This window comes from Haloferax gibbonsii ATCC 33959 (genome assembly GCF_000336775.1).
GTDB lineage: Archaea > Halobacteriota > Halobacteria > Halobacteriales > Haloferacaceae > Haloferax > Haloferax gibbonsii.
In genome coordinates this window covers 57015-78109 of sequence record NZ_AOLJ01000013.1, presented here as the reverse complement: position 1 = coordinate 78109, position 21095 = coordinate 57015, and the positions used below count along the sequence as shown (strand labels likewise).

Below are 21095 nucleotides of genomic sequence, written 5' to 3'. Positions count from 1 at the left end.
GACGGAACTATCGCGGTTCCGCTCGCCCGGTTTTCAAACCCCTCTGTCGAGTAACACTATTAGCCGCGCCGCCGTATCGCCACTCGACATGGCTCCGATTCGTCGGCTCGTTCTCGACGTGTTGAAACCGCACTCGCCGTCGACGGTCGAGTTCGCCCGCGAGGTCGCCGACGCGGCCGGCGTGGCCGGCGTGAACGCGACGCTCCTCGAAACCGACCGCGAGGTCCAGAACCTCAGACTCGTCGTGGAGGGAGAGGCCGTCGACGACGACGAGGTGGAACGACGGATTCGCGACCTCGGGGGGACGGTCCACTCCGTCGACGAGGTCGTTGCGGGCGAGACGCTGGTCGAGTACCGGGACCAGCCGCAGGACCCGTCGTCGTCGTGATGTCGGCTCGCCTCGCTTCGCTCCTGCGCGACGACCGCGTCCGCGCCATCTCCCGCCGGTACTTCGTCTCGAACGGCTTCGACGGGGCGCTGACCTGCATCGGGCTCGTCATCGGCGCGTACCTCACCGGCGTCACGGAGGGGCTGACGGTCGTGAAAATCGGCGTCGGCGCGGCGGTGGGCCTGACGACCTCCGGCGTCTGGAGCGTCTGGGAGATAGAGCGCGCCGAGAAGCGAGCCGAGTTGGGCCGCATCGAAGACGCCATGCTGACCGACCTCGGCGGGACCGCGGTCGAACGCGACAAGGTCGCCGCGCGGGGAATCAACGCGGCCGCGAGCGGACTCGGGCCCTTGGTCGGCATCGTCGTCCCGCTGCTACCGTTCCTCGCGGTCGGCACGCTGCTGTCGATGACGTGGGCGACGCTCGCCTCGGTCGGCCTCGGGACGGGCATCCTCTTTTCGTTCGGCGCGTACATGGGGTCGATATCGGACCAGCGGTGGTACGTCGCCGGCCTGCGGATGGCGCTCGCGGGCGTCGCGGTGGCCGCCGTAAACTTACTTTTCGGGTGACCGTTTGTGACCACATTCGTGCATATTTTGACTCCATCACGACCGAGAATACGCACGAATCCGAATCTTTGAAATGGGCGGGGCGCGCTGTCTGAGACAATGACGACCATCATCGACGGCAACGCCGTCGCCGAGGAGATTCGCGACGGGCTGTCCGACGCCATCGACGCGCTCGACGAGGCCGGCGTGAAGCCGGGGCTCGCGACCGTGCTGATGAGCGACGACCCCGCGAGCGAGACGTACGTCTCGATGAAACAGCGCGACTGCGAGGAGGTCGGCATCGAGGCGTTCGACTACGAACTCGACCCCGAGACGCCCGCCGACGAGCTGTACTCGCTCGTCGACGACCTCAACGACGACGACGAGGTCCACGGCATCCTCGTCCAGATGCCCGTCCCCGACCACGTCGACGACCGGACGGTCCTCCGCCGCATCGACCCCGCCAAGGACGTCGACGGCTTCCACCCCGAGAACGTGGGCCGCCTCGTCGCCGGCGACGCCCGCTTCAAGCCCTGTACGCCCCACGGCGTCCAGAAGCTCCTCGCCGCCGCCGACGTGGAGACCGAGGGCGCCGACGTGGTCGTCGTCGGCCGCTCGGACATCGTCGGCAAGCCGATGGCGAACCTGCTCATCCAGAAGGCCGAGGGCGGCAACGCCACGGTCACGGTCTGCCACTCGCGCACGGACGACCTCGCCGCGAAGACCCGCGAGGCCGACATCGTCGTCGCCGCCGCGGGCGTCCCCGAACTCGTCACCGGCGACATGCTCTCGGAGGGCGTCGTCGTCATCGACGTGGGCGTCAACCGCGTCGATGCGGACAACGAGAAGGGCTACGAACTCGTCGGCGACGTGGAGTTCGACTCCGCGAAGGAGAAGGCCAGCGCCATCACGCCCGTCCCCGGCGGGGTCGGCCCGATGACCCGCGCGATGCTCCTCTGGAACACCGTGAAGGCCGCCGCCGAGGCCGAGGACGTCGACGTGGACCTTCCCTGAGTTCGGGACGTGAGTCCCCCGTCAGACGCCGACATCGACGGCGAGTGGACGTACGACGTGGACGGCGTCATCCGGCGTCGGAACCGCCACGACCTCGACGCCGAGGCGTTCGCCAGCGCCGTCGAGCGTATCGAAGGCGGCCTCGAATGGGGCGTCGGCGCGCTCTGCGAGCGCGAGCGTGACGGCGCGGTGCTTCTCGTCCGGCAGGACGGCCAGTGGGTCCTCCCCGGCGGCGGGGTCGAAGCCGGCGAGACGAGGCGCGAGGCGCTGGTCCGCGAGGTCGCCGAGGAGACCGGCCTCGACGCCGACGCGGGCGCGCTCCGAGTCGTCACGGAGCAGTCGTTCCACCACGGTGGGGACGCCGCAAGCTTTCGATTCGCGATTTACGAGGCGACCGTCGCGGGCGACCTCACCGACGACCCCGGCCTCGAAGACGAGGCCATCGCCGACGTGGCGTGGTTCGAGACGCTCCCCGAGGACACGCTGGACCGCGGGCTGATTCGGTTTCTGCTCGGGCGCTGAGGCCCGTTCGACCGCGATTTTTTCTCACTCGTGGGTCGCCACGAGCAGTCGGTCGTCGTCCCGCCGAACGCAGAACCGGGTGTCGGCGTCCACGTCGAAACTGTGCGCGTTTCGGTCGGAGATGAGCAGTTGCGAGAAGTCGTCGCCGCAGGCCGGACAGGCCACGCCATCGCGGTTCTCGACGAGCATCGTGTCGCCGTCGTCGCGGAGCAGTTTCACCCGGTGGCGCACGTCGTGGATGTCGAATCCGGCAGTCATCGTCGGCGAAGGGTCGTCGTGGAGGAAAAACGTTCGGGAGCGTCAGAACAGCGCCGCGAGCGTGTCGCGGGCCGACGCGAGCGCGTCGAGGTCGTCGTCGACGAGCGCGGTGTGTATCTCGCGGGCGGCCGCGACGAGCGCCTCGGACTCCGAAAGCGAGACGGCCCCGTCGAGCGCTTCGACGCGCTTGCGATGGTTCGAGAGGGTTTCGAGCGTCGTCCTGACCTCGGGGTTCGGGTTGTCGTCGAGCCACGTCGAGAGGTCGCGGCAGTAGGCGTCGATGGCCTCGGCGTAGGCGAGGCCGCGGGCGTCGGCCATCGAGTCGGGCACGGCGTCGGGGTCGGGGCGCTCTCCCTCGTCGGCGCGGCGGAGCAGGGTGATGACGTAGAACTGTTCGTCGTCCGTGGGGCGGTTCGACCGGGCGACCACGTCGACCGCGTGGAGCAGTTCGTGAGCCGCCAGCGGGGTGTCGCCGAGGGGGAGCAGTTCGCCCCCGCGGATGTAGCCCGTCTGCCGGATGTAGTCGCGGAGGTCGGACTTCAACGCCGGGGCGGCGTCGCGAATCGACCCGTCGCCGACGGCCGACCGGTGCGCCGAGAGGTCGAGGTCGACCTGCATGGCGGTGTGGCGTTCCCTGTCGCCGACACCGACGCTCCGGAGGCTCCCGCACTGCGGGCACGATACGCTTCCCGTCTCGTAGTACGACCACCGGTGGTCGCACTCCTTGCACTCGCGCTCGCCGCGTATCTCCATGCGACTGGATTCGACCCGGCGGCGCAAAAGCACGGCGACCCGACGCGAAGGCATCAGGGACGAGGCGAGTCGACGCGGCCGCGAGCGGTCGCCAGCCGAGACGACCGCCGGGCTACATACGTCCGGCGGCCCACCGTCGGCATATGCGAAGCGAATCCGAGGTCCGAGAGCAGTACGAGTTCCTGAAGGACGAACTCGACTCCGACGAGATGCGACACGAGGGGGTCAGAAAGCTCATGACCCATTATAAGCGGGCGCTCGGCTGGGTCCTGGAAGAGGAACATATGTGAGTTTCATAACATAAATCTTCGAGTAGAGCGGAACCGCATCGTTTCCGGAATTCGGCGCGTGCGTGCCACTCAGACGGACAGTTAGCCGAATTGTCAATGTTTGGCACGCGTCGTTATCTTTAAGTGAAACCGAACAGTAGCCGATAGTGACGCTTCGCTTTGGAGGGCCGAAGCGTCAGCGGGGACCAATTCAGGGCGGCATGCCGTGCCGGAGATTTCCGGCACGGCTTGCTTTCCTTCTGCGCGAAGCTACGACCCGAGAGCGACTGTTCCATTCGTGCCGCGTTCGAGTCACATCCGAGCTCCGGCTCCGGCTTCCGGTCCCGGCCCCGGCCCCAGCCGTTCTCGGTGGCCATCCGAGTCGTCAACTCGGTCTCATCACACGAGCTACGTGTTCGACCCGCCGCCAGTCGCTCCGAGAGCGGTGACGCCGCCATCTCGCCTCGGATTTCCGTTTTGGATAGTCGTGTGATTGTTCATTGATAACACTTAACAATCTACTCGCTTACTGCGCCCGAGCCGTCCAGTTGTGGACATATCCGGACATCGAAACGGCAACTTCGGGAGATTAGTAATTTGGACTACATGATTGCTGACGGAGTATCTCGGAGACTAGCGGGTTTTCGAGGGAGAATCGTCGGTCGAGGCCGATATGCTTATCTGAATTAGACAGTAACATACGAGTCGAATTTACCGATGTACGACCTGACAGGATTCCAGCGAGACCTGCTGTACGTCATCGCGGGTCTCGAAGAGCCGCACGGACTCGCCATCAAAGAAGAACTCGAAGCCTACTACGAAAAGGAGATTCACCACGGGCGGCTCTACCCCAACCTCGACACGCTCGTCGAGAAGGGGCTGGTCGACAAGGGCCAGCGCGACCGCCGGACCAACTACTACACGCTCACCCGCCGCGGTCGCCGCGAGATAAAGGCCCGCGACGAGTGGGAAGCGGAGTACGTCCCCGAAGACTTCGAAGCGTGAGCGGGCGACTCGGACTACCCGTCCACGCCGGCGTCGGACGGCGACCGTGAGTCACGACTCGATTTCTCGTCTCGGTCGGTAAACGTCTCTAGCTCGTCCGATTCGCTCACTTCCGGCCGGTCGGTCGCGGCTGTTTCTCGCGGTTCGTCGTCCGCCTCGTCGGCCGTCAACTCCTCGACCGGCGGGCCGTCGACCAGATGTCCGGGGTCGACCATGTACGGCCGAATCGGCTTTCCCGCCAGGAGCTCCGGTAGAACGAGCCGGACGAAGTTCACGAACAGCACGAGTATCATCGGCATGAGGAAGATGCCGTACCAGCCGAACAGGAGCGGGCCGAACGTGTAGGCGAGCATCACGGCCCCGACGTGGAGGCTCCGTCCGGAGACGTACGGCCGGAGCACGAGGTCGGGAATCGTGTCCACGATGACGAACGAGACGGCGGCGAAAAGCAGGACGAACCAGAACCCGGGCGGGTTGGCAATCGTCGCTTCGAGAGCCATGTAGGCAGCGACGGGGACGTAGACGAGCTTCATCCCGACGACGGGAATGAGGCTCGCGACGCCGGCGAGCAGGCCGATAAGCGCCGGTGCGGGGATGTTGACGCCCATGGGCGCGATAACGTTCAAAAGCGAGTACGCGATGACCCCGATGGTGCCCGTGAGGATGGCGTTCAGGATGTTGCCGAAGAAGATGTTGTTGAAATCGCGGTCCACGCCGCGCATGTAGGCTTCGAGGATACCGTGGTCGTCGGCGAACATCGACTGGCCCCACCGGCGGAGTCGGTGGCCGTCGCGGAGGAGATAGAACGCGAACGCGATCATGACGAACAGGTGAATCGCGCCGATACCGAGGAACGCGAAGGTGTTGGCGGCGACGCTCAGCGAATCGAACACCGAGCTGATCGCTTCGGGAGTCAACACCGACCGGAAGTCGTACTCCAACAGCGCCTGCGGGCTGGCGATTCCCTCCAGCAGCGTGGGGTCGATGCCGTAGGCTTCGAGGTCGATGGGCACCTCGTCGGAGGAGAGTTGGTCGGCGTATTTCAGGAACTCGCGGAGGGCGATGGTCGCGGCGTAGACGACGAGTCCGAGCGCGGGGAGCGCGAGGGCGAAAAGCGCCACAGCCGCCGCGAGGCTTGGGGGCTTCACCCGCCTCCGAATCCGCCGGTAGATGGGTCGCGTGGCGTAGTAGATGAAGAGACCGAAGACGAACGTCCCGATAAAAGAGTAGACGACGTAGGCGAGCGCGCCCGTGAGGACCAACGCGAGCGACCACCACATCGCGCGGGAACGCTGGATGTCGGGGAGAGCCATACCCAACACGGACGCGGAGGCGTCAAAAGCCTATCGCGGGAGCGACAGGTCACGACGCCACACCGTCACGTTGGGCCGTCGAATGCGTCCTCTCGCGCGGCGAAACCGACCGACTGGACCGCGCCCCGGCCGATATTGCACCATTAATAACGAATATCTTAACACACGTGTCTCCGTACCGAGCCGCATGGACCGAGAGACGGCGGTGCCACGCGTCGATTCGATGCCCGGCGAGAAAGCGCGCCAGTGGGTCGAGTACCACCACGAGCACGCCGCGCCGAGCACGTACGTCTACGACTTCGTCTGGGACATCACGGCGGAGTCCGAGGGGCCCTTCTGCACCGACGTCGACGGCAACGTCCTCCTCGACTTCACGAGCCACGTCGCGGCCGCCCCGCTCGGCTACAACAACCCGAAGGTCATGGACCGCATGGCCGAGTTCGACCTCGTCGACCCGACGAAAATCGCCGGCCAGGACTTCTACGTCAGCGACGGCTCCGCGCCCGGCGAGGAGCGGCTTCCCGGCCCCGCGGCGCTCATGGACAAACTGACCGACCTCACGAGCCACTACGGGATGGACACGGTGTTCCTGTCGAACTCCGGGGCCGAGGCGGTCGAGAACGCCATCAAAATCGCCTACGACCACGCCGACGGCGCGAAGTACGGCGTCACCTTCGAGGGCGCGTTCCACGGCCGCACCCTCGGCGCGCTCTCGCTCAACCGCTCGAAGTCCGTCTACCGGCGCAAGTTCCCCGAGATTTCGGGCGTCCTCGACGTGCCGTTCTGCGACGACCGGACCTGCTCGCCCGAGACGTGTTCCTGCGGCTTCTTCCCCGACGGCGACTCCGCCGTCTCCAAGCTCCGGCAGAAGCTCCACCCGAAGAAGGGCCACATCGACGCCGACGAGGTCTCCTACGTCATCGTCGAACCGATTCAGGGCGAGGGCGGCTACCGCTTCCCGTCGGACGCCTTCGCAGAAGAGCTCGCCGCCGTCGTCGACGACTACGACCTGACGCTCATCGCCGATGAGATTCAGACCGGCGTCGGCCGAACCGGCGAGCTGTGGGGCTCCGACCACTACCCCATCGAGCCCGACATCATCACCGGCGCGAAGGGCCTCCGCGTCGGCGCGACCATCTCGAACGACGAGATATTCCCCGACGAGACCTCGCGGCTCTCCTCGACGTGGGGCGCGGGCGACATCGTCTCCGCGATGCAGGGCGTGTTCACCCTCGAAGCAATCGAGGAGTACGACCTGCTCGACAACGCCGTCGCCCGCGGCCGACAGTTCATCGAGCGGCTGCGCGACGACGCGCCCGAAACCGTCGTCGACGTGCGCGGCAAGGGCCTGCTGCTCGCCGTCGAGTTCGACACCAAAGAACGCCGCGACGCCGTGCAGGAAGCCGCCCTCAAACGCGGCCTCCTGACCCTCTCGTGCGGCTACAAGGTGCTTCGAATCCTCCCGCCGCTCGACGTGACGGACCGAGAAATCGACCTCGGCGCGACGATGCTTCTGGATGCCATCGAGGACGTGTCGTAACGCGTGGTCAGTCGGTGTCGACGCCGACAACCGGTTCGACCACGTCGCCGAGGTTGCGCATCATCCCAGCACCGACGAAGTAGTACACCGCCGATTCGACGCGCTCTTTCCACGCGGGACCGTCGCCCATTTCGAGACTCACGTCGCCGGCGCGGATAATGCTCGCCGCCTCGTTCGCGACGACGCCCGCGAAGTTCGAGTCGTATTCGTCGCGCGTCGCCCGAAAGTCGCGCATCGCACGGCGTTTCGCTCGGAACGACCGGCCGGAGTCGTAATCGGTATCGCCGGGTTCCACGTCGAGGGCGTCGAGCGCGAAGTCGTGGGCCTGTCGCGCGAGGAGGGCACGGGCGGTGTCGACGAACTGCTTCGCGGTCAACCCGCGCTCGTAGTCTCCGACGTAGTTGAAGCTGTCGTCGAAACACAGCGTGAACAGCTCCCAGCGAGCGACCCCGTAGGGCGTGTTCCTGTCGAGGCTGGGTTCCTCATCGAGCCTCGTCCGCATCTCACCGCGTGACGGGTACTGTTCGATGTCCGTCCGGAACCTCTCGGTGGCGTCCGCGAGCCGGTCCCGATACGCGGTCGCGTCGTCGCCGAGGTTCGTGCGGTACTGCTCGCGGTAGTAGCGTGCGGTCCGAATGCGCTGTTGTGTCTGTAACTGCGACCCCCACTCGCCGGCGAAGTCGTGCGCCGAGTAGTCGGCCCTCTCGTCGCTGCCGTTCGAGTCGCCCCAACCGACGGTCAGTCGCGTGAACGAGAGGAGTCGCTCGATTGAGTAGAGATACGCGAGGTCGCGGCCGGGGGCAGAAACGCGGTACTCGGAGACTGACGCGGCGAGATCGTCAATCGCCTGTTCCAGTTCGCGGCCGCGCTCGACGAGGACCTCGGGGTCGTCGTCTCCGAGCGCGATGGTCGCGTACCCGACCGTCTCACCGGCGTACTGAAGCCCGGTAGTTGCAGACCTGAGCCGGTCGCGGGCGTCCCGTTCCTCTTTCGCGGAATCGAGGTGGCCGCCCCCCGGGGTCGTGCGGAGGTGAAACCACGTGTCTTCGTCAACCGAATCGCGGTCGACCCGCGAGCGCAACTCCTCAGCCCGTTCGACGACGGATTCGAGGTTCGCCACCGCCGCGTCGGCGTGCGCGTCGCTCACCGGCGGCTGCCAGACGTAGTTACTCGGCGGATTGGGATACAGCGTCGTCAGCCAGTCGGTAATCGGGTCGGGGAGCCACGTCGGCCTGAACCAACCGATACCGCCGACCACGCCCGCGCCGCCGACGAGGCCGAGCAGTTGACGACGCGAGACCGAAGAGCGGTCGTCGGGGCGGGGCGCGTCGGAGGAAGAGTCGGAAGAGGAGTCGAATCCGTCGTCTGTGGGAGGGGCGTCGTCGGGGGACACACGCCGGAGTTCCGAACCGGCCCGTGTAAACGTGTCGGCGGGCTGTTGGCTCGGCGCGAGCGCGGCCTACGTCCAGCGGTCGAGGCCGGTCTGCGTGACCGACTCCTCGATGCGCTCGAAGCCGCGGTGGACCTCGTCGGGGTCGACCTCCCACGTCTCGGTGACGAACTCGCGGGCGGCGGCCACGTCCGGGTCGATGTCCGTGTCGTAGTCGTAGTCGTCGGTGACCGGCGGATCGAGGAAGAACTCGCGCACCCGGTCGGCGTTCGGGATGCTGTCGCCGCGGGCTTCGAGGACCGACCAGAGGTCGCCGTGTTCCTTGACGACTTTCACGGCGGTCTTCGGGCCGATTCCCGTGATGCCCTCGTTGAAGTCAGTCCCGCAGAGCATGGCGATGTCCACGAGTTGTTCCCACGTGATGTCGTGCTTGTCGAGCGTCGCGTCGAGGTCCATCAGCTCGGGGTCACCCTTGCTCGTGAGCTGTCGGAGCGTGTAGGGCGCGCCGAACAGGAGCGTGTCGTAGTCCTCGCTGCCCACGTAGTCGGCGTCGCCCTTGCGGGCCATGTAGGACGCCTGCGCCTCGCCCTCGGCGGGCGCTTCGACCACGGGCACGTCGAGCAGCGAGAGGAGTTCGCGGCTGGTGTCCTGAATCGTCTCGGTGAGTCGCTGGGTGCGCGCTTCCATCCGGGCGGCCTCGACCGCGTCGCCGGCCTCGCGGGCCGCTTCGAGCCGTTCTTCGGCCTTCTCGCGCTGTTCGCGGCGCTTTGCCACCTCGTCGTCTTTCATCTCCGTGACGCCGCCGTCGAAGACGAAGACGGGCGTCAGGTCGTGTTCGAAGAACTTGGGGAGCCCCTGGACGATGCCGACGAGGTTGGCGACCTCTTTCCCCTCGCTCGTCGTGTACTTCTCCGAGCTCGTCCACTTGACCGTCGTCGTGAGATACCGGTACAGCCAGTTGTGGGCGTCGACGGCCACGACGCTCCCGGTCACCTCGTCGAACGACACCTCGGAGAGCGCGGCGAGCGTCCGCAGGTCTGCGTTTCCCATTTGCTCGGCCTTCGAGGGCCGAGGGTTTCAATCGTCCGAGTGAACGCCGCCGACTCCGGGCGGCTCCGCCCCCTCGCGCGCCGCGAGAAACGACCGCTCCGGGTCGCCGAGGTCGCGGGCGCGGTAGCGGTCGAGGCCGGACTGGTACGTCTCGCGTGAGACCGCGACGGGCGCGTCGGCGGGGCGCTCCAGCACCAACTCGGCGACGCCCGTCTCGCGGCCCGTGAAGCCGAACCCGGCCTTGTGGCACGCCTCGTAGGCGAAGGGGTTGTTCGCGGCGATGCGGACCGTCTCGTAGCCGCGGTCCGCGGCGGCTTCGCAGGTCCGGCGGAGGAGGTCGGGACCGAGTCCGTCGTCCCGGCGGTCCCGCCGGACCGTGACGTACCGGAGCCAGAGCGTCGTCGGGTCCGTTCGGTCCTCGTTGAACGCGACGGCGGCGACCACGTCCTCGGCCAGCGGCGGCAGAGAATCGGGGCCGCCGGTCGGCGCGGGCCGGTCGTCGTCGAGCGCCGGCAGGGGCGCGTCGGGGTCGCGGAACACCGTCTTGCCCGTCCCCGCGGTGACGAACTTCCCCGCGTAGGCGAACCGCCGGTAGTCGAGGCGGAGTCGCGGCCCGTCTTCGGGCCACCCGAGCAGGTCGAACTCCATGGCCGAGATGGGACCGCCGCGCGCAAGAACCTTCCCCGGCGGAGCCGTGGAGTCGGGCATGCACGGCGCTGGCGACGTTCGGTTCTTCGACCGCTTCGCACCCGTCTACGACCTCGTGATGCCGCCCGCCGACCCCGGCGCACTCGGGACCGCGCTCGACCGCGCCGACCGCCCCATCGAGCGCGTCGTCGACATCGGCGGCGGCTCCGGGCGGGCGACCCTCGCGCTCGACGTTCCCGAGCGCATCGTCCTCGACCGCTCGGCTGGGATGCTCCGTCGGGCGCGCGAACGAGGCCTCGACTGCGTCCGCGGCGACGCCCGAGGGCTTCCCTTCGCCGACGACTCCCTCGACGCCGTGACCGTCGTGGACGCCTTCCACCACATGCCGAACCAGCGGGGGGTCGCCGAGGAGGTCTTCCGCGTGCTCGCGCCCGGCGGGGTGTTCGCCGTCAACGAGTTCGACCCCGAGACGCTCCTCGGGCGGGGGCTCGTCGCCGCCGAGCGCGTCGTCGGCTTCGGCTCGGCGTTCGCCGCGCCCGACGAGCTCGTGCGCTTTCTCGAACGCGTCGGGTTCGAGGCCGACGTGGTCGAACGGGGCTTCGAGTACACGGTGGTCGGAAAAAAGCGGGAAAGCCATTAGGGGGGCGACGAATCCTCGCCTATGGCAACCTCGACTTCGTTCTTAGAGGAGCGACTCGATGCCGGGGCGTTACCCATCGCGGTGGGCGACGTGCTCGCCATCTTCCTCCTCGTCACCGTCGGCGTGGTTCAGCACAACGGGGTGTCGTACCTCTCGGCCGACCCGGTCGGCTGGGTACTCACCTCGGTCCCGTTCCTCATCGGATGGCTCGTCACCGCCCCGCTGTTGGGCGCGTACTCGCCGGGCGCGGCCGAGTCGGCGAAGTCGGCCGTCCCGCTCGGCATTCGCTCGTGGCTCGCGGCGACCGTCATCGGCATGGCGATTCGCTGGACGCCGCTTTTCGAAGGCGGCGTCGAACTCACGTTCGTCGCGGTCATGCTGGTGCTCGGCTCCGTCGCGCTCGGCGTCTGGCGGACGATTTACTTCCGACTCGTCTGAGACGCGGAGACCGGACCGAACCCGTCCGTCAAAAACTGTTTTTTCGGCCGATCGACCGCCCTCAGGCGGGCGTCGGCCGCCGTCGCAACAACGTCACGCCGAGGAGCGTCGCGGCCGTCGCGAACCCGGCGAGGACCAAGAACAGCGCCGTCGAGTCGGCGACGGTGAGGATGTAGCCGGCGACGGCACCGCCGAGCGCGCCGACGCCGAACACGCCGAGGTAAGTAAACCCGTACGAGAGCCCGCGGAGCCCGGCGGGCGTGTACTCCGCGACGGTCGCCTGATAGAACGGCTGGACCATGAACAGGAAGAAGCCGAGGAGCGCACAGACTGCGAGGAGCGGGCCGACGCCGAGACTCGCCACGGGGAGGAAGGCGACGGCGATGACGGCGAGCGCGCCGAAGCCGGCGACGATACCGCGTTCGGTCCTGATACGGTCGGTGAGCTTCCCGCCGACGTACTGCCCGAAGACGCCGACCGTCAGGAGACCGGCGTAGACGAACAGTTCCACGTCGAGCGTCGGCGCGCCACCGGCCGACCCGGACGCGAGGGCGGCGGGGAGGAGTTCGGAGACGGGTATCGGCTCGATGCCGATGACCGAGCCGAGGAGGTCCGGGAGGAACGTCGTGACGCCGCGGTAGTAGAGCCCCGAGAACATCACGAGCGCGAAGACGAGCGCGAACCCGCCGGCGAACAGGTGCTTCGACTGCGAGACCAGTTCCGCGAACGAGGAGACGCCCGCGCCGGCTTTGTCGTCGCCGCCGGTGTCGCTCCCGTCGCCGCCGTCGGTCGCGGCGACCGCGGCCTGCTCTTCGAAGTTGGCGCGGGTAGCGAGCGCGGCGGCCACGAGCGCCGGGAGCGCGAGCACGCCGGCGACGAGGTGCCAGTCGAAGAACAACAGGAGGAGCGCGGTGAGGAAGGGGCCGAAACCGATGCCGAGGTTCCCGGCGATGCCGTGGTAGGCGAAGCCGGTCCCGCGTTCCTCGACGCCGGTGCTGATGAGCCGGAGCCCGGCGGGGTGGTAGACGCTGGCCGCCGCGCCCCAGACGACGAGCGCGAGGGCGACGACGACGAGGTTCGGCGACAGCGCGAGCAGGACGAACGACCCGGCCATGCCGAGGAGACAGGCGACGATGAGGCGCTTGGAACCGACGCGGTCGACGAGGATGCCGCCGGGGAGCGCCCCGAGGCCGAACAGCGCGAATCCGAGGCCGGTCATCACGCCCAGCGAGGCGGTCGTGACGGGAATCGTCGCGATGCCGAGGTCGATGCTCGCGAACTCCCCGAGCCAGATGGCCACGAAGATGGGGATGGACAGTTCGTACGTGTGGACCATCCCGTGGGCGAGCATCACCAACGCGACGATTGAGCGGTCGTTACGGTTCACGTCTCCGGCCACGGCACCGACTCCCATAATCGTGTGGAGTTCCGGCAGACGACGCGAGCGCCGGCCCGACTGTTCGGGCGAGAGGCACAATCCACAGTATCGAATTCGTGATGTTCTTCTGGGGCTACAACCCCTCCGTCGTCTTGCGATTATCTCGCTATAAGTTATGGAGAAGGTATCCGAATGCCACAAAAACAGTATCAGTCATCTATGGGAAAGAATTATACCACTTACGTCCGTAGTATGTTATATATTATGACCGGATATTACGACTACATTCTTGGGCTCATCCCGCTCACACTCCTCGGCATCACCGGCACGCTTACCGTCGCCGGGTTGCAGTTGACCACGGCAGTGCCGATGGCCGCGGGTATGGCCGCGCTCCTCACCGGCCACGCGCTCTTCGTGAACGGGCCCTCGTCGCCGTCCCCCGCCCGCCTCGACGAACACGCCGGTCCCAACGCCGCTGACGCGCCCTCTCCTTCGGTCCTCGACGCAGACTAACCCCCAACCCGCGCCCGTCCGGTCGGTTCGCCGGCCCGCAGGGTTTTGACCGCAGGTCTCGTTTTTCCGACCATGACAGCGACCTTGTTCCTCACGAGCGACGAGGTTAGCGGACTGGCGACCCCTGTCGAGTACGTCGATGCCGTCCGCGAGGGCTACAGACAGCGCGGCGAGGGCGCGCCGGCCGAGCCGCGGACGAAACTGTTCAACCGCGAGCCGCCGGGCATGCTCACCTCCTACGCGGCCGTGCTCCCCGAGACGGGCGCGATGGGCGGCTACATGTACTCCGCCGGCTTCGGCGCGGAGGACGCGTGGTTCATGACGCCGCTTTTCGACGCCGAGAGCGGCGAGCCGCTGGCGCTCCTCGACGGCGCGAGCATGAATCCCTTCAAGACCGGGGCGGCGGGCGGAGTCGCCATCGACGCCCTTGCCCGCGACGACGCCTCGACGCTCGCGCTCATCGGGAGCGGCGCGCAGGCCCGCGGACAGCTCCGGGCCGCCGCGACCGTCCGCGACCTCGACACCGTCTGGGTCTACTCGCCGACGAAGGAGAGCCGCGAGTCGTTCGCGGGCGAGATGGACCGCACGCTCGACGCCAGCGTCGCCGCCGTCGCCTCCAGCGCCGCGGCCGTCGAGGGAGCCGACATCGTCGTCACCGCCACGACCGCCGCGGAGCCGGTGTTCGACGGCGACCTGCTCGAACCCGGCACGCACGTCACCGCGATGGGTCAGTACCACCCCGAAAAGCGCGAACTCGACGAGACGACCATCGAGCGCGCGACGTACGTCCCCGACCTCCGCGAGCGCGCCACGATGGACGCCGGGTCGTTCCTCGCCGCCGTCGAGGCCGGCGTCGTCGACGAGGACCACATCCACGCCGAACTCGGCGAGGTCGTCGCGGGCGTCGCCGCCGGGCGCGAGGACGACGAGGAGATAACCGTCTTCGACAGCGGCGGCACGGGCATCGAGACGGTCGCCGCGGCGCACATGCTCTACGAGAAGGCGCGCGAGGAGGGGCTCGGAACGACCATCGACTTCTCGCCGGCGAGCGAGTCGCTGACTGGCGAGTAGAACGGACGGGCGGAGTTTCGATAGACGAGCGGAGTCTCACCGAGACGGTCGCCGCGCAGTCGTGACAAAAAGCGACCGTCACCGGCGTTCGTTCTCGCTCAGAACGTCGTCGGCCACGGACGGGGGAACGCCTCGGGAAGTTCGGTGTTTCCGGGTGCATCTGCGACGCGTTCCGGAACGATCGGACACAGGACGACGACGCCGGGTTTCGATATCGTGACCAGACCAGCGTCTGCCGCCGCCCGAATGTCTTCGACGTCGTCGAACAGCGCCTCCGGATAGTGGTCCGAGACGTACGGCGAGGCGACGATGTCGGCCACCGTCTTCCCTGCGGCCGTATTGACGAGGTTTGCGTTCCAGTGGGGTGAGTACCCGGACTCCCCGGGGATGAACTCGACGACCTGTGCCTGCAACGTCCTGTCGCCGCCGATGAGGTAGATGTCGTTTTCTCCGCGTTCCGTCACTCCCTCCTCCACCCCGTGAGCGACGTAGTATATCTCTTCTTCTTCGTACCACCCGTTTGCGACCGAGACTCCCGCTACGGCGGTTCCAGCCGCGCCGACGCCGAGGGCGAGTCCGCCCACGAGCAGTCCGGACGCCCGGAGGAACCGGCGACGGGTCGGGCCGTCTCGATGTTCTGTGTTCGTCATAGTCGTTCTCCCTCGAAATCGACGAGTCGGGCGAGACCGCGCCCGGCCCGACGATTCGAGTGAACGAGGGACGAGAAAGCAGATAGTGGTTTTTCGATATCTCACACCACTCTGTGCCGGGTTTCTTCCAAATTCGGAGTGAATGTCGCCTCACTGTCGATATCGAATCACAGCGTCAGTCGTGCGGTCTGTTCGACGGCGGCGACGACCGACGGCAGCATCGCCAACGCCCCGACGGCGAACACGGGGACGACGATGCCCGCCCAGAACCACCCGGTGTGGACCTGTGCTGCGGCACCGAGGAGCGCCGCACCGCCGACGACGAGGCTGTAGTACGCCGAGCGAATCGGGAGCGTCGGTAGGTGGCCGGGCCGCGGCCACGACCCGGTTCCGACGTAGCCGCCACGGAAGGTGCCGACGGCGACGGCGCTCACCGCGAGGGCGGTGAGACCGGACAGCGACACCGCGGCTCTCGGGGTCGCGAAAAGCAGGAGCCAGAGCGTCGGAATCGCCAGTACCGACACCTCCCACGCGGCGAAAAACACCTGGTCGAGCCAGCGGTCGACCCGCCTCGTCGCCTCCGAGAGCCCCCTCCGCATCACGACTAGACGTTGGTTTCCGGCGGCTAAACGGTTTCTCCGGCGGTGGCGGCGAAGGCGGGCTACTGGAGTCGGTACCGGAGGACCGCGGCGATGCCGCCGAGGTTCTTCAACTGCTCGCCGGGCTGGAACTCCGCGGAGAACACGGTGACCTCGCCGCCCTTCTGTTCGACCGAGTCGATGATGTCGTTCACGTCCACGTCCCAGTCGCCGTCGCCCTGTCGCTCGGCGCGGAGCCGAGAGTCGAGGAGAAGCAGATGTTCGACCGCGCCGAAGTCGGCGGCCTCGGCGACCTGTTCGACCCCGTAGGCCGCCTTCGCGCCCGTCGAGATGTTCTCCATCAGTTCGTCGATGAGGTTGGCCTCCTCGGCGATGCGGGTCTGTTTCTGCACGTCGTCGACCGCGCCGCGCTTGAGCACCTCGTGGACGCCGCGGTCGCCGACGCCGGCGGTGTCGACGGTCGTGACGATTGTCTCTGCGACCTCGGGGAAGTTGTTCTCGAAGTAGTCCATCGCGTCGTTCTTCGTGAAGCCCGGGCCGGCGAGGATGATGGCGTCCACGTCGAGGTGCGACAGCGCGGACCCGAGTTCGTCGAACAGTTCGGACCGCGGGCGGGCGTACTCGCCTTTCCCCGTCGGCTTCGTGAGCGAGGCGTACTCGTCGGTGCCGTACTGGGCGACGGTGTGGATGTAGGCCGCGCCCTCCTCGACGGTCGCGATGGCGACGTCGGGGTTCTCAGCGGCCTGTTCGGCCGTCTCGATGCGGTCTATCTGGTCGGCCTTGAAGTGCTTCTCGATGGTTATCTCGGCGCGCTCCTCGACGTTGAGCGTGTGGTGGTGGCCGAGTTGGTCCTCGCGGGAACAGGAGACGATGACGCCGCCGACGCGGAGGCGGTTGGCGAAGCGCGCGAACTCCACGTCGTCGACCTCGATGGTGACGTTGAGGTGCTCGCGCTCGCCGCCGGTGTCCCGCATCTGCTCGTCGTCGCGCTGGATGCGGCGGGTGGTGTCGCCGGAGACGAGGTCACCCGGTTCGAGAACGTACGAGAGGTGCCAGAGGTCGTCGACGTTCTCGGGGACGAGCGTGATTCGCTCGCGCCCCTCCTCGCCGCGACCGCGGCTCGAAATGCGCATACACGTCCGGTCGTCGGGGAACGGAAAAGAGTCCTGCTATCGCGGTCACCCGGCGCGAGTCGGCGTCGCGGATGCCAGCGCGGTCGCCGCCTACCGCCCCGCGCCGCTTACCATCCGGTCGACTGCGTCGACTGTTGGCCCTTGCCGGTGGCGTCGGCGAAGCCGCGGGCCCACAGGTAGTACGTCATCACCTGCACGTAGAACAGGATGAAGAACCCGACGACGAAGACGAAGAGAAGACCGCCGATGAATCCGAGCGCAGCCGCGACGACGAGCGCGAGCAACCACGCGACGGCGTACTCGCCGGTGAGCGCGCCCGAGAGAATCGTGCGCACGTCGAAGCCGGCACCGAGGTTCCCCTCGATGGCGAAGTTCGCCCCGGCGGCCGGTGCGAGGTAGGCCGCGAGCAGGCTGAGCGCGAACACGAGGAGCCCGAGGACGACCGAGACGATGCCGAGTCCGACGCCGCCCGCGGAGGACGCCGCAGCGCTCCCCGTCGCCGCCTCGGAGACGGTGAAGGTGCCGATGCCGATGATGACCGAGAGGAGCATCGCCGGGATAACCGCCACCAACGCCCAGACGAACGTCACCACGAACAGTTTCAGGCCGTCGACGAACAGGCCGCCCCAGTCGGTGAACGAGGGAGCGGCCCGCTCGCCGTTCGCGGCCGCCTGCATCGCCCTGACGAAGTAGCCCTGCAGGATAATCGCCGGGAGTACCAGAACCGAAAGCAGCGAGAGAACCCCGCCGATAATCGTCGTCGCAACCCAGTCGTCGCTTCGCTTGAGAAACCACAGCGCGTCGGAGAGCATACCGTTGGGGTGTCGCGCCGCTAGCGGCTTAGATATTCCGTCGAAAATTCGGGTTTTCGCTGACAGTTCAGACGGCGGGCTGTTCGCCCGGCGTCTCGCCTTCGTCCATCATCTCGATGTCGTGGAGTTCGCCCCACGTCTTGCCGATGATGTAGTAGGCGGCGACGGCCGCGTAGAACGTCACGAACGCCCCGACGACGAAGCCGAGAAGCGGGATGACGTTGAGGACGCCGACCACGATGGACGACGCGAACAGCACCGCGAAGGCCGTGAGCCACGCGGTGGCGTACTTGCCCGAGGTCAGGATGGGCCGGAGCGTGCCGAAGTCGAACGCCGCGCCCATGCGGTCGGTCTCGGCGTAGTTCGACAGCGCCGCCGGGATGAGGTACGCGGCGAGCAGGCCGAGGACGAACGCGAGCAGGAGGCCCACGAGCGCCACGATGCCGCCCAGCGCGCCCGCGGCGTCGGAGCCGCCGGCCGCCGCGCCGACGATGCCGGCGAAGCCGAACACGCCCGCGATGATGGCCGGGACGAGCGCGTAGACGAACGCGATAGCGAAGCCTTTCACGCCGTCTATCGCCATGTCGCCCCAGTCGTCGAACTCCGGGGGCACCTCGTCGCCCTTCATGGTCGCGCGAACGACCCGAAGGAGATAGCCGATGACGAGGAACGTCGGGACGATGAGGAAGCTCAACAGGCCGAGGACGCCGCCGATGAGGACCGTCTTTACCCAGTCCTCGCCGTTTCGAAGGTAATTGAGTGATTCTGAAAGCATTGGGATTCACCGAGCGCCACCACCCACCCACCCACCGGCCGTTCGGCCGAATGTGAGATTCGCGGGTTGACACGCGCGCTCGAAGCAACATTACGACGAGAAAGTATATAATCTTGTACCCGACGCGACCGAATAATTGAATATTAAGCCGTCTAGCGTCTGATTACCGAGGGACGGCGTCGACGTTCACTCGTCGACGATGTCGCTGCCGCCCGGCGGGAGGAACTCCTGAATCTGGTCGGGTGATGCGATTTTTCTGACGAACGACTTGTCGGCGAAGCGCTCGCGGAGCCGGCGATAACACAGTTTCGCGGCGTCGTTCTGGGCGTACTGCCCCGGCGTGAGCGTCAACGTCGTCTCCGCGCGCGCCTCGATTGCCGACGGCGGACCGCCGATGACGCGCGTCTCGTCCTCGCACTGGATGCCGACCGCGACTTTCGCGGCCACGTCCTCGAAGTACTCGCGGTCGCCGCGGATGACGAAGCTCCCCTTCTCGATGTACTCGCCCGACTCGGGCGTCTTCGACACCTGCGAGGGCTCGACCATGTAGGCGTCGTCGGCGAAGCGGCCCTCCTTCCAGATGGAGGAGTACGAGACGGCGAACTGCGCGGCCTCGCGGAGCGTCTCGTCGGAGAAGTCGACCGCCTGCGCGGGCTCGCTCGGCCCCGTCGCCTTCAGGAGCGTGACCGGCCCGCCGTGGGCCTGCGTGTGGAAAAAGCGGTCGTGCTTGCTCATGTACTTCTTCACCAGCTCCTCGTTTTGGTCGGCGTTGCGGCCGCCGACGACGAGGTAGCCGCTCGAAGTGTGGAACCAGCGGAACCGCTCGAACCAGTGTTCCGTGGACTTGACGGGGACCGAATCGAGCGCGAGCCAGTCGGTCTCCTCCGGCTCTTCGTCCTCGTCTTCCTCGTCGTCCTCGTCGTCGTCGGCCTCCCACTCGTCGCGGCGCTTCTTCACGGCCGCGAGCTCCTCGCGGGTGTCCTCGATGGCGGCCAACGCGCCCTCCTTTTTCTCCTCGATGCGCTTGGCCTCGGTGTAGAGGCGGTCGGCGTTCTTCTCGACGCCCATCGACACCTCGAGGGTGACGGTCGCGTCGTCGAGTTCGATGGTGACCGTGCCGTTCGCGCCGTCGACGTTCGTGACGGCCTCGGCCTCGGGGATGCCCTGTTCGGCACCCTCCTCAAGCCTCGCGGCGATGTCGTCCCACGGGACGCCCTCCTCGCGCGCGCCGCGGACGGTCGACAGCACGTCGTCGACGAGGTCGTAGTTGGCGTACAGCAGCTCGGCGCGCTCGCGCTCGTCTTCGGCCTGCTGTTCGAAGCCCTCTATCGCGCCCTCCTGCTGGTCGATGATGCGCTGCTGTTTGGCGATTTCCTCCTCGAAATCCGGCCGGTTCGACGTGGCTTCCTGCTCGTCGGCGGTCAAATCGAGCCGGAAGAAGTACTCGTCGAGCGCGTCGTTGAACGTGTCGTAGGCCTCCTCGTCGAGTCCGGCGTTCTGGTGTTCGCGCAGCGGGAAGGGCGTCACGTCCACGACCTCGCCGTCGTCGCCGAGGTAGAGCCGCGGGTCGAACTCCCCGGAGCGCACCTGTTGGCGGAGGTCGACGATGGCGTCGTAGACGGCGTCGTAGTCCTCGGCGGTCGCGTCGGCGATATCGAGCGTCTTCTCGACGCCGGCGCGGGTACACAGCTCTTCGGCGTAGAGGCCGCCGAGGTTCAACTGAGTGGCGAGCGTCCGCACCACGTCGGTGTCGGACTGCTCCATGTTCCGGCCGAGGGCGTCGCGGCTGACGGTGAGGGGGTCGAGCCGCGAGGCGGGGTACTCGTACTGCGACCCCGGCGCGACCGTCCGCGACTTGAGCCGCACCGTCTCCAGACTGCGGACGACTTCGCCCGTCTCGTCGAGCACCGCGATGTTGCCCTGTCCGAACAGTTCGACGACGATTTTCGTGTTCTCGTCGCCGCGCTCGAACGTGAACGTGAGGATGCGGTCGAACTCGTACTGCTCGACGCCCGCGAAGTCGGCCCCGTTGAGCCGGTTTCTGAGCATCATCGCGAAGTTCGGCGGCCGACCGGGGGCGTCCGGAACGTGCTCCTGTGCGGCGAGGTGCGCGCGCTTTATCTCGCCCACCTCGAGGAGGAGTTCGAGCCGACCGCGGTCGAAGTCCCGCATCTTGAGGCGAAGCAGGTCGTCGCCGTAGAGGTACGCCTTGTCGACCTTCGCGCCCTCGTACCGGTTCAACTCGGTGACGAGGGCCGCGAGGTCGACGCTCGTGAGTTCCCGCTTCGGGTCCATGGACTCGCTTTTTGGCGGCGAACGAAAAGGGGTGTCGTTTCCGCGGGTGCGACGGCCGCCCGAATCGGGGATAAGATACTTATCAACCAACCG

General features: G+C 67.1%; 24 protein-coding genes. 11 read left to right on the top strand and 13 right to left on the bottom strand.

Annotation, left to right across the window (positions count from 1 at the left end):
- The first annotated feature begins 88 nt into the window (after positions 1–88).
- From C454_RS08110 to C454_RS08095, 4 genes are all read left to right on the top strand, one after another.
- Entirely contained in the window at positions 89–388 is a 300-nt protein-coding gene (locus C454_RS08110) for a DUF211 domain-containing protein (protein ID WP_004974404.1), read from the top strand.
- Positions 388–957 carry a VIT1/CCC1 transporter family protein gene (locus C454_RS08105; RefSeq protein WP_004974402.1) on the top strand — a complete coding sequence of 190 codons (570 nt, stop codon included), beginning with the start codon at positions 388–390 and terminating at the stop codon, positions 955–957. Before C454_RS08110 ends, C454_RS08105 begins: the two co-directional genes overlap by 1 nt.
- A gap of 99 nt (positions 958–1056) precedes the next feature.
- Positions 1057–1950: a bifunctional methylenetetrahydrofolate dehydrogenase/methenyltetrahydrofolate cyclohydrolase FolD gene (gene folD, locus C454_RS08100; RefSeq protein WP_004974400.1), complete on the top strand. Its 894-nt coding sequence runs from the start codon at positions 1057–1059 to the stop codon at positions 1948–1950.
- A 9-nt stretch (positions 1951–1959) separates the two neighbouring features.
- Complete coding sequence (locus C454_RS08095) at positions 1960–2472, top strand: NUDIX hydrolase (protein ID WP_004974399.1); 513 nt, start codon at positions 1960–1962, stop codon at positions 2470–2472.
- Between the two features lie 24 nt (positions 2473–2496).
- Here C454_RS08095 and C454_RS08090 read toward each other — a convergent pair whose 3' ends face one another.
- Both C454_RS08090 and C454_RS08085 read right to left on the bottom strand, forming a co-directional pair.
- Entirely contained in the window at positions 2497–2730 is a 234-nt protein-coding gene (locus C454_RS08090; RefSeq protein ID WP_004974397.1) for a DUF7385 family protein, read from the bottom strand.
- 42 nt (positions 2731–2772) lie between these two features.
- Entirely contained in the window at positions 2773–3483 is a 711-nt protein-coding gene (locus tag C454_RS08085; RefSeq protein WP_004974393.1) for a DUF7117 family protein, read from the bottom strand.
- A gap of 143 nt (positions 3484–3626) precedes the next feature.
- Between C454_RS08085 and C454_RS20715 the strand changes: the two genes are divergently transcribed.
- Entirely contained in the window at positions 3627–3773 is a 147-nt protein-coding gene (locus tag C454_RS20715) for a hypothetical protein (RefSeq protein ID WP_004974390.1), read from the top strand.
- Positions 3774–4469: 696 nt separating this feature from the next.
- Positions 4470–4757: a PadR family transcriptional regulator gene (locus tag C454_RS08080; RefSeq protein WP_004044685.1), complete on the top strand. Its 288-nt coding sequence runs from the start codon at positions 4470–4472 to the stop codon at positions 4755–4757.
- Positions 4758–4771: 14 nt separating this feature from the next.
- Here C454_RS08080 and C454_RS08075 read toward each other — a convergent pair whose 3' ends face one another.
- Complete coding sequence (locus tag C454_RS08075; RefSeq protein WP_004974389.1) at positions 4772–6037, bottom strand: AI-2E family transporter; 1266 nt, start codon at positions 6035–6037, stop codon at positions 4772–4774.
- Between the two features lie 220 nt (positions 6038–6257).
- Here C454_RS08075 and C454_RS08070 point away from each other — a divergent pair, with 220 nt between their 5' ends.
- Entirely contained in the window at positions 6258–7610 is a 1353-nt protein-coding gene (locus C454_RS08070; RefSeq protein ID WP_004974387.1) for a class-III pyridoxal-phosphate-dependent aminotransferase, read from the top strand.
- 7 nt (positions 7611–7617) lie between these two features.
- On the opposite strand, the gene C454_RS08065 is transcribed toward C454_RS08070, so the two are convergent.
- From C454_RS08065 to C454_RS08055, 3 genes are all read right to left on the bottom strand, one after another.
- A complete protein-coding gene (locus C454_RS08065) occupies positions 7618–9003 on the bottom strand; it encodes a hypothetical protein (RefSeq protein WP_004974383.1) in 1386 nt (461 codons plus the stop codon).
- A 66-nt stretch (positions 9004–9069) separates the two neighbouring features.
- Entirely contained in the window at positions 9070–10050 is a 981-nt protein-coding gene (fen, locus tag C454_RS08060; RefSeq protein WP_004974381.1) for a flap endonuclease-1, read from the bottom strand.
- A 27-nt stretch (positions 10051–10077) separates the two neighbouring features.
- Entirely contained in the window at positions 10078–10698 is a 621-nt protein-coding gene (locus tag C454_RS08055; RefSeq protein ID WP_004974379.1) for a GNAT family N-acetyltransferase, read from the bottom strand.
- A 58-nt stretch (positions 10699–10756) separates the two neighbouring features.
- On the opposite strand from C454_RS08055, the gene C454_RS08050 reads away from it, so the two are divergent.
- The gene (locus C454_RS08050) at positions 10757–11338 is read left to right on the top strand and encodes a class I SAM-dependent methyltransferase (protein ID WP_049905048.1); all 582 of its coding nucleotides are present in this window, start codon (positions 10757–10759) and stop codon (positions 11336–11338) included.
- Positions 11339–11359: 21 nt separating this feature from the next.
- Positions 11360–11776, top strand: a complete 417-nt coding sequence (locus tag C454_RS08045) for a DUF3054 domain-containing protein (RefSeq protein WP_004974375.1) — start codon at positions 11360–11362, stop codon at positions 11774–11776.
- A gap of 61 nt (positions 11777–11837) precedes the next feature.
- Here C454_RS08045 and C454_RS08040 read toward each other — a convergent pair whose 3' ends face one another.
- On the bottom strand, positions 11838–13190 hold the full coding sequence (locus C454_RS08040) for an MFS transporter (RefSeq protein WP_004974373.1): 1353 nt from the start codon (positions 13188–13190) through the stop codon (positions 11838–11840).
- Positions 13191–13418: 228 nt separating this feature from the next.
- On the opposite strand from C454_RS08040, the gene C454_RS08035 reads away from it, so the two are divergent.
- Both C454_RS08035 and C454_RS08030 read left to right on the top strand, forming a co-directional pair.
- Positions 13419–13667, top strand: a complete 249-nt coding sequence (locus C454_RS08035) for a hypothetical protein (RefSeq protein WP_049905039.1) — start codon at positions 13419–13421, stop codon at positions 13665–13667.
- A gap of 72 nt (positions 13668–13739) precedes the next feature.
- Positions 13740–14738, top strand: a complete 999-nt coding sequence (locus C454_RS08030) for an ornithine cyclodeaminase family protein (RefSeq protein WP_004974366.1) — start codon at positions 13740–13742, stop codon at positions 14736–14738.
- Positions 14739–14836: 98 nt separating this feature from the next.
- On the opposite strand, the gene C454_RS08025 is transcribed toward C454_RS08030, so the two are convergent.
- From C454_RS08025 to rqcH, 6 genes are all read right to left on the bottom strand, one after another.
- Positions 14837–15388, bottom strand: a complete 552-nt coding sequence (locus tag C454_RS08025; RefSeq protein WP_004974365.1) for a hypothetical protein — start codon at positions 15386–15388, stop codon at positions 14837–14839.
- 167 nt (positions 15389–15555) lie between these two features.
- Positions 15556–15987, bottom strand: a complete 432-nt coding sequence (locus tag C454_RS08020) for a hypothetical protein (protein ID WP_004974364.1) — start codon at positions 15985–15987, stop codon at positions 15556–15558.
- Positions 15988–16049: 62 nt separating this feature from the next.
- A complete protein-coding gene (locus C454_RS08015; protein ID WP_004974363.1) occupies positions 16050–17120 on the bottom strand; it encodes an mRNA surveillance protein pelota in 1071 nt (356 codons plus the stop codon).
- Between the two features lie 107 nt (positions 17121–17227).
- Positions 17228–17932, bottom strand: a complete 705-nt coding sequence (locus tag C454_RS08010) for a DUF4013 domain-containing protein (protein ID WP_004974362.1) — start codon at positions 17930–17932, stop codon at positions 17228–17230.
- A 67-nt stretch (positions 17933–17999) separates the two neighbouring features.
- On the bottom strand, positions 18000–18707 hold the full coding sequence (locus tag C454_RS08005; RefSeq protein WP_004974361.1) for a DUF4013 domain-containing protein: 708 nt from the start codon (positions 18705–18707) through the stop codon (positions 18000–18002).
- Positions 18708–18893: 186 nt separating this feature from the next.
- Positions 18894–21002, bottom strand: a complete 2109-nt coding sequence (rqcH, locus tag C454_RS08000) for a ribosome rescue protein RqcH (RefSeq protein WP_004974359.1) — start codon at positions 21000–21002, stop codon at positions 18894–18896.
- Positions 21003–21095: the final 93 nt, after the last annotated feature.

Bases quoted from the DNA above. Each gene is read 5' to 3' on its own strand.
- C454_RS08025 (WP_004974365.1), bottom strand. From the start codon at position 15,388: ATGACGAACACAGAACATCGAGACGGCCCGACCCGTCGCCGGTTCCTC.
- C454_RS08080 (WP_004044685.1), top strand. From the start codon at position 4,470: ATGTACGACCTGACAGGATTCCAGCGAGACCTGCTGTACGTCATCGCG.
- C454_RS08050 (WP_049905048.1), top strand. From the start codon at position 10,757: ATGCACGGCGCTGGCGACGTTCGGTTCTTCGACCGCTTCGCACCCGTC.
- folD (WP_004974400.1), top strand. From the start codon at position 1,057: ATGACGACCATCATCGACGGCAACGCCGTCGCCGAGGAGATTCGCGAC.
- C454_RS20715 (WP_004974390.1), top strand. From the start codon at position 3,627: ATGCGAAGCGAATCCGAGGTCCGAGAGCAGTACGAGTTCCTGAAGGAC.
- C454_RS08045 (WP_004974375.1), top strand. From the start codon at position 11,360: ATGGCAACCTCGACTTCGTTCTTAGAGGAGCGACTCGATGCCGGGGCG.
- C454_RS08040 (WP_004974373.1), bottom strand. From the start codon at position 13,190: ATGGGAGTCGGTGCCGTGGCCGGAGACGTGAACCGTAACGACCGCTCA.
- fen (WP_004974381.1), bottom strand. From the start codon at position 10,050: ATGGGAAACGCAGACCTGCGGACGCTCGCCGCGCTCTCCGAGGTGTCG.
- C454_RS08055 (WP_004974379.1), bottom strand. From the start codon at position 10,698: ATGGAGTTCGACCTGCTCGGGTGGCCCGAAGACGGGCCGCGACTCCGC.
- C454_RS08015 (WP_004974363.1), bottom strand. From the start codon at position 17,120: ATGCGCATTTCGAGCCGCGGTCGCGGCGAGGAGGGGCGCGAGCGAATC.
- C454_RS08020 (WP_004974364.1), bottom strand. From the start codon at position 15,987: ATGCGGAGGGGGCTCTCGGAGGCGACGAGGCGGGTCGACCGCTGGCTC.
- C454_RS08110 (WP_004974404.1), top strand. From the start codon at position 89: ATGGCTCCGATTCGTCGGCTCGTTCTCGACGTGTTGAAACCGCACTCG.
- C454_RS08010 (WP_004974362.1), bottom strand. From the start codon at position 17,932: ATGCTCTCCGACGCGCTGTGGTTTCTCAAGCGAAGCGACGACTGGGTT.
- C454_RS08035 (WP_049905039.1), top strand. From the start codon at position 13,419: ATGACCGGATATTACGACTACATTCTTGGGCTCATCCCGCTCACACTC.
- C454_RS08105 (WP_004974402.1), top strand. From the start codon at position 388: ATGTCGGCTCGCCTCGCTTCGCTCCTGCGCGACGACCGCGTCCGCGCC.
- C454_RS08090 (WP_004974397.1), bottom strand. From the start codon at position 2,730: ATGACTGCCGGATTCGACATCCACGACGTGCGCCACCGGGTGAAACTG.
- C454_RS08070 (WP_004974387.1), top strand. From the start codon at position 6,258: ATGGACCGAGAGACGGCGGTGCCACGCGTCGATTCGATGCCCGGCGAG.
- C454_RS08085 (WP_004974393.1), bottom strand. From the start codon at position 3,483: ATGGAGATACGCGGCGAGCGCGAGTGCAAGGAGTGCGACCACCGGTGG.
- C454_RS08075 (WP_004974389.1), bottom strand. From the start codon at position 6,037: ATGTGGTGGTCGCTCGCGTTGGTCCTCACGGGCGCGCTCGCCTACGTC.
- C454_RS08030 (WP_004974366.1), top strand. From the start codon at position 13,740: ATGACAGCGACCTTGTTCCTCACGAGCGACGAGGTTAGCGGACTGGCG.
- C454_RS08005 (WP_004974361.1), bottom strand. From the start codon at position 18,707: ATGCTTTCAGAATCACTCAATTACCTTCGAAACGGCGAGGACTGGGTA.
- rqcH (WP_004974359.1), bottom strand. From the start codon at position 21,002: ATGGACCCGAAGCGGGAACTCACGAGCGTCGACCTCGCGGCCCTCGTC.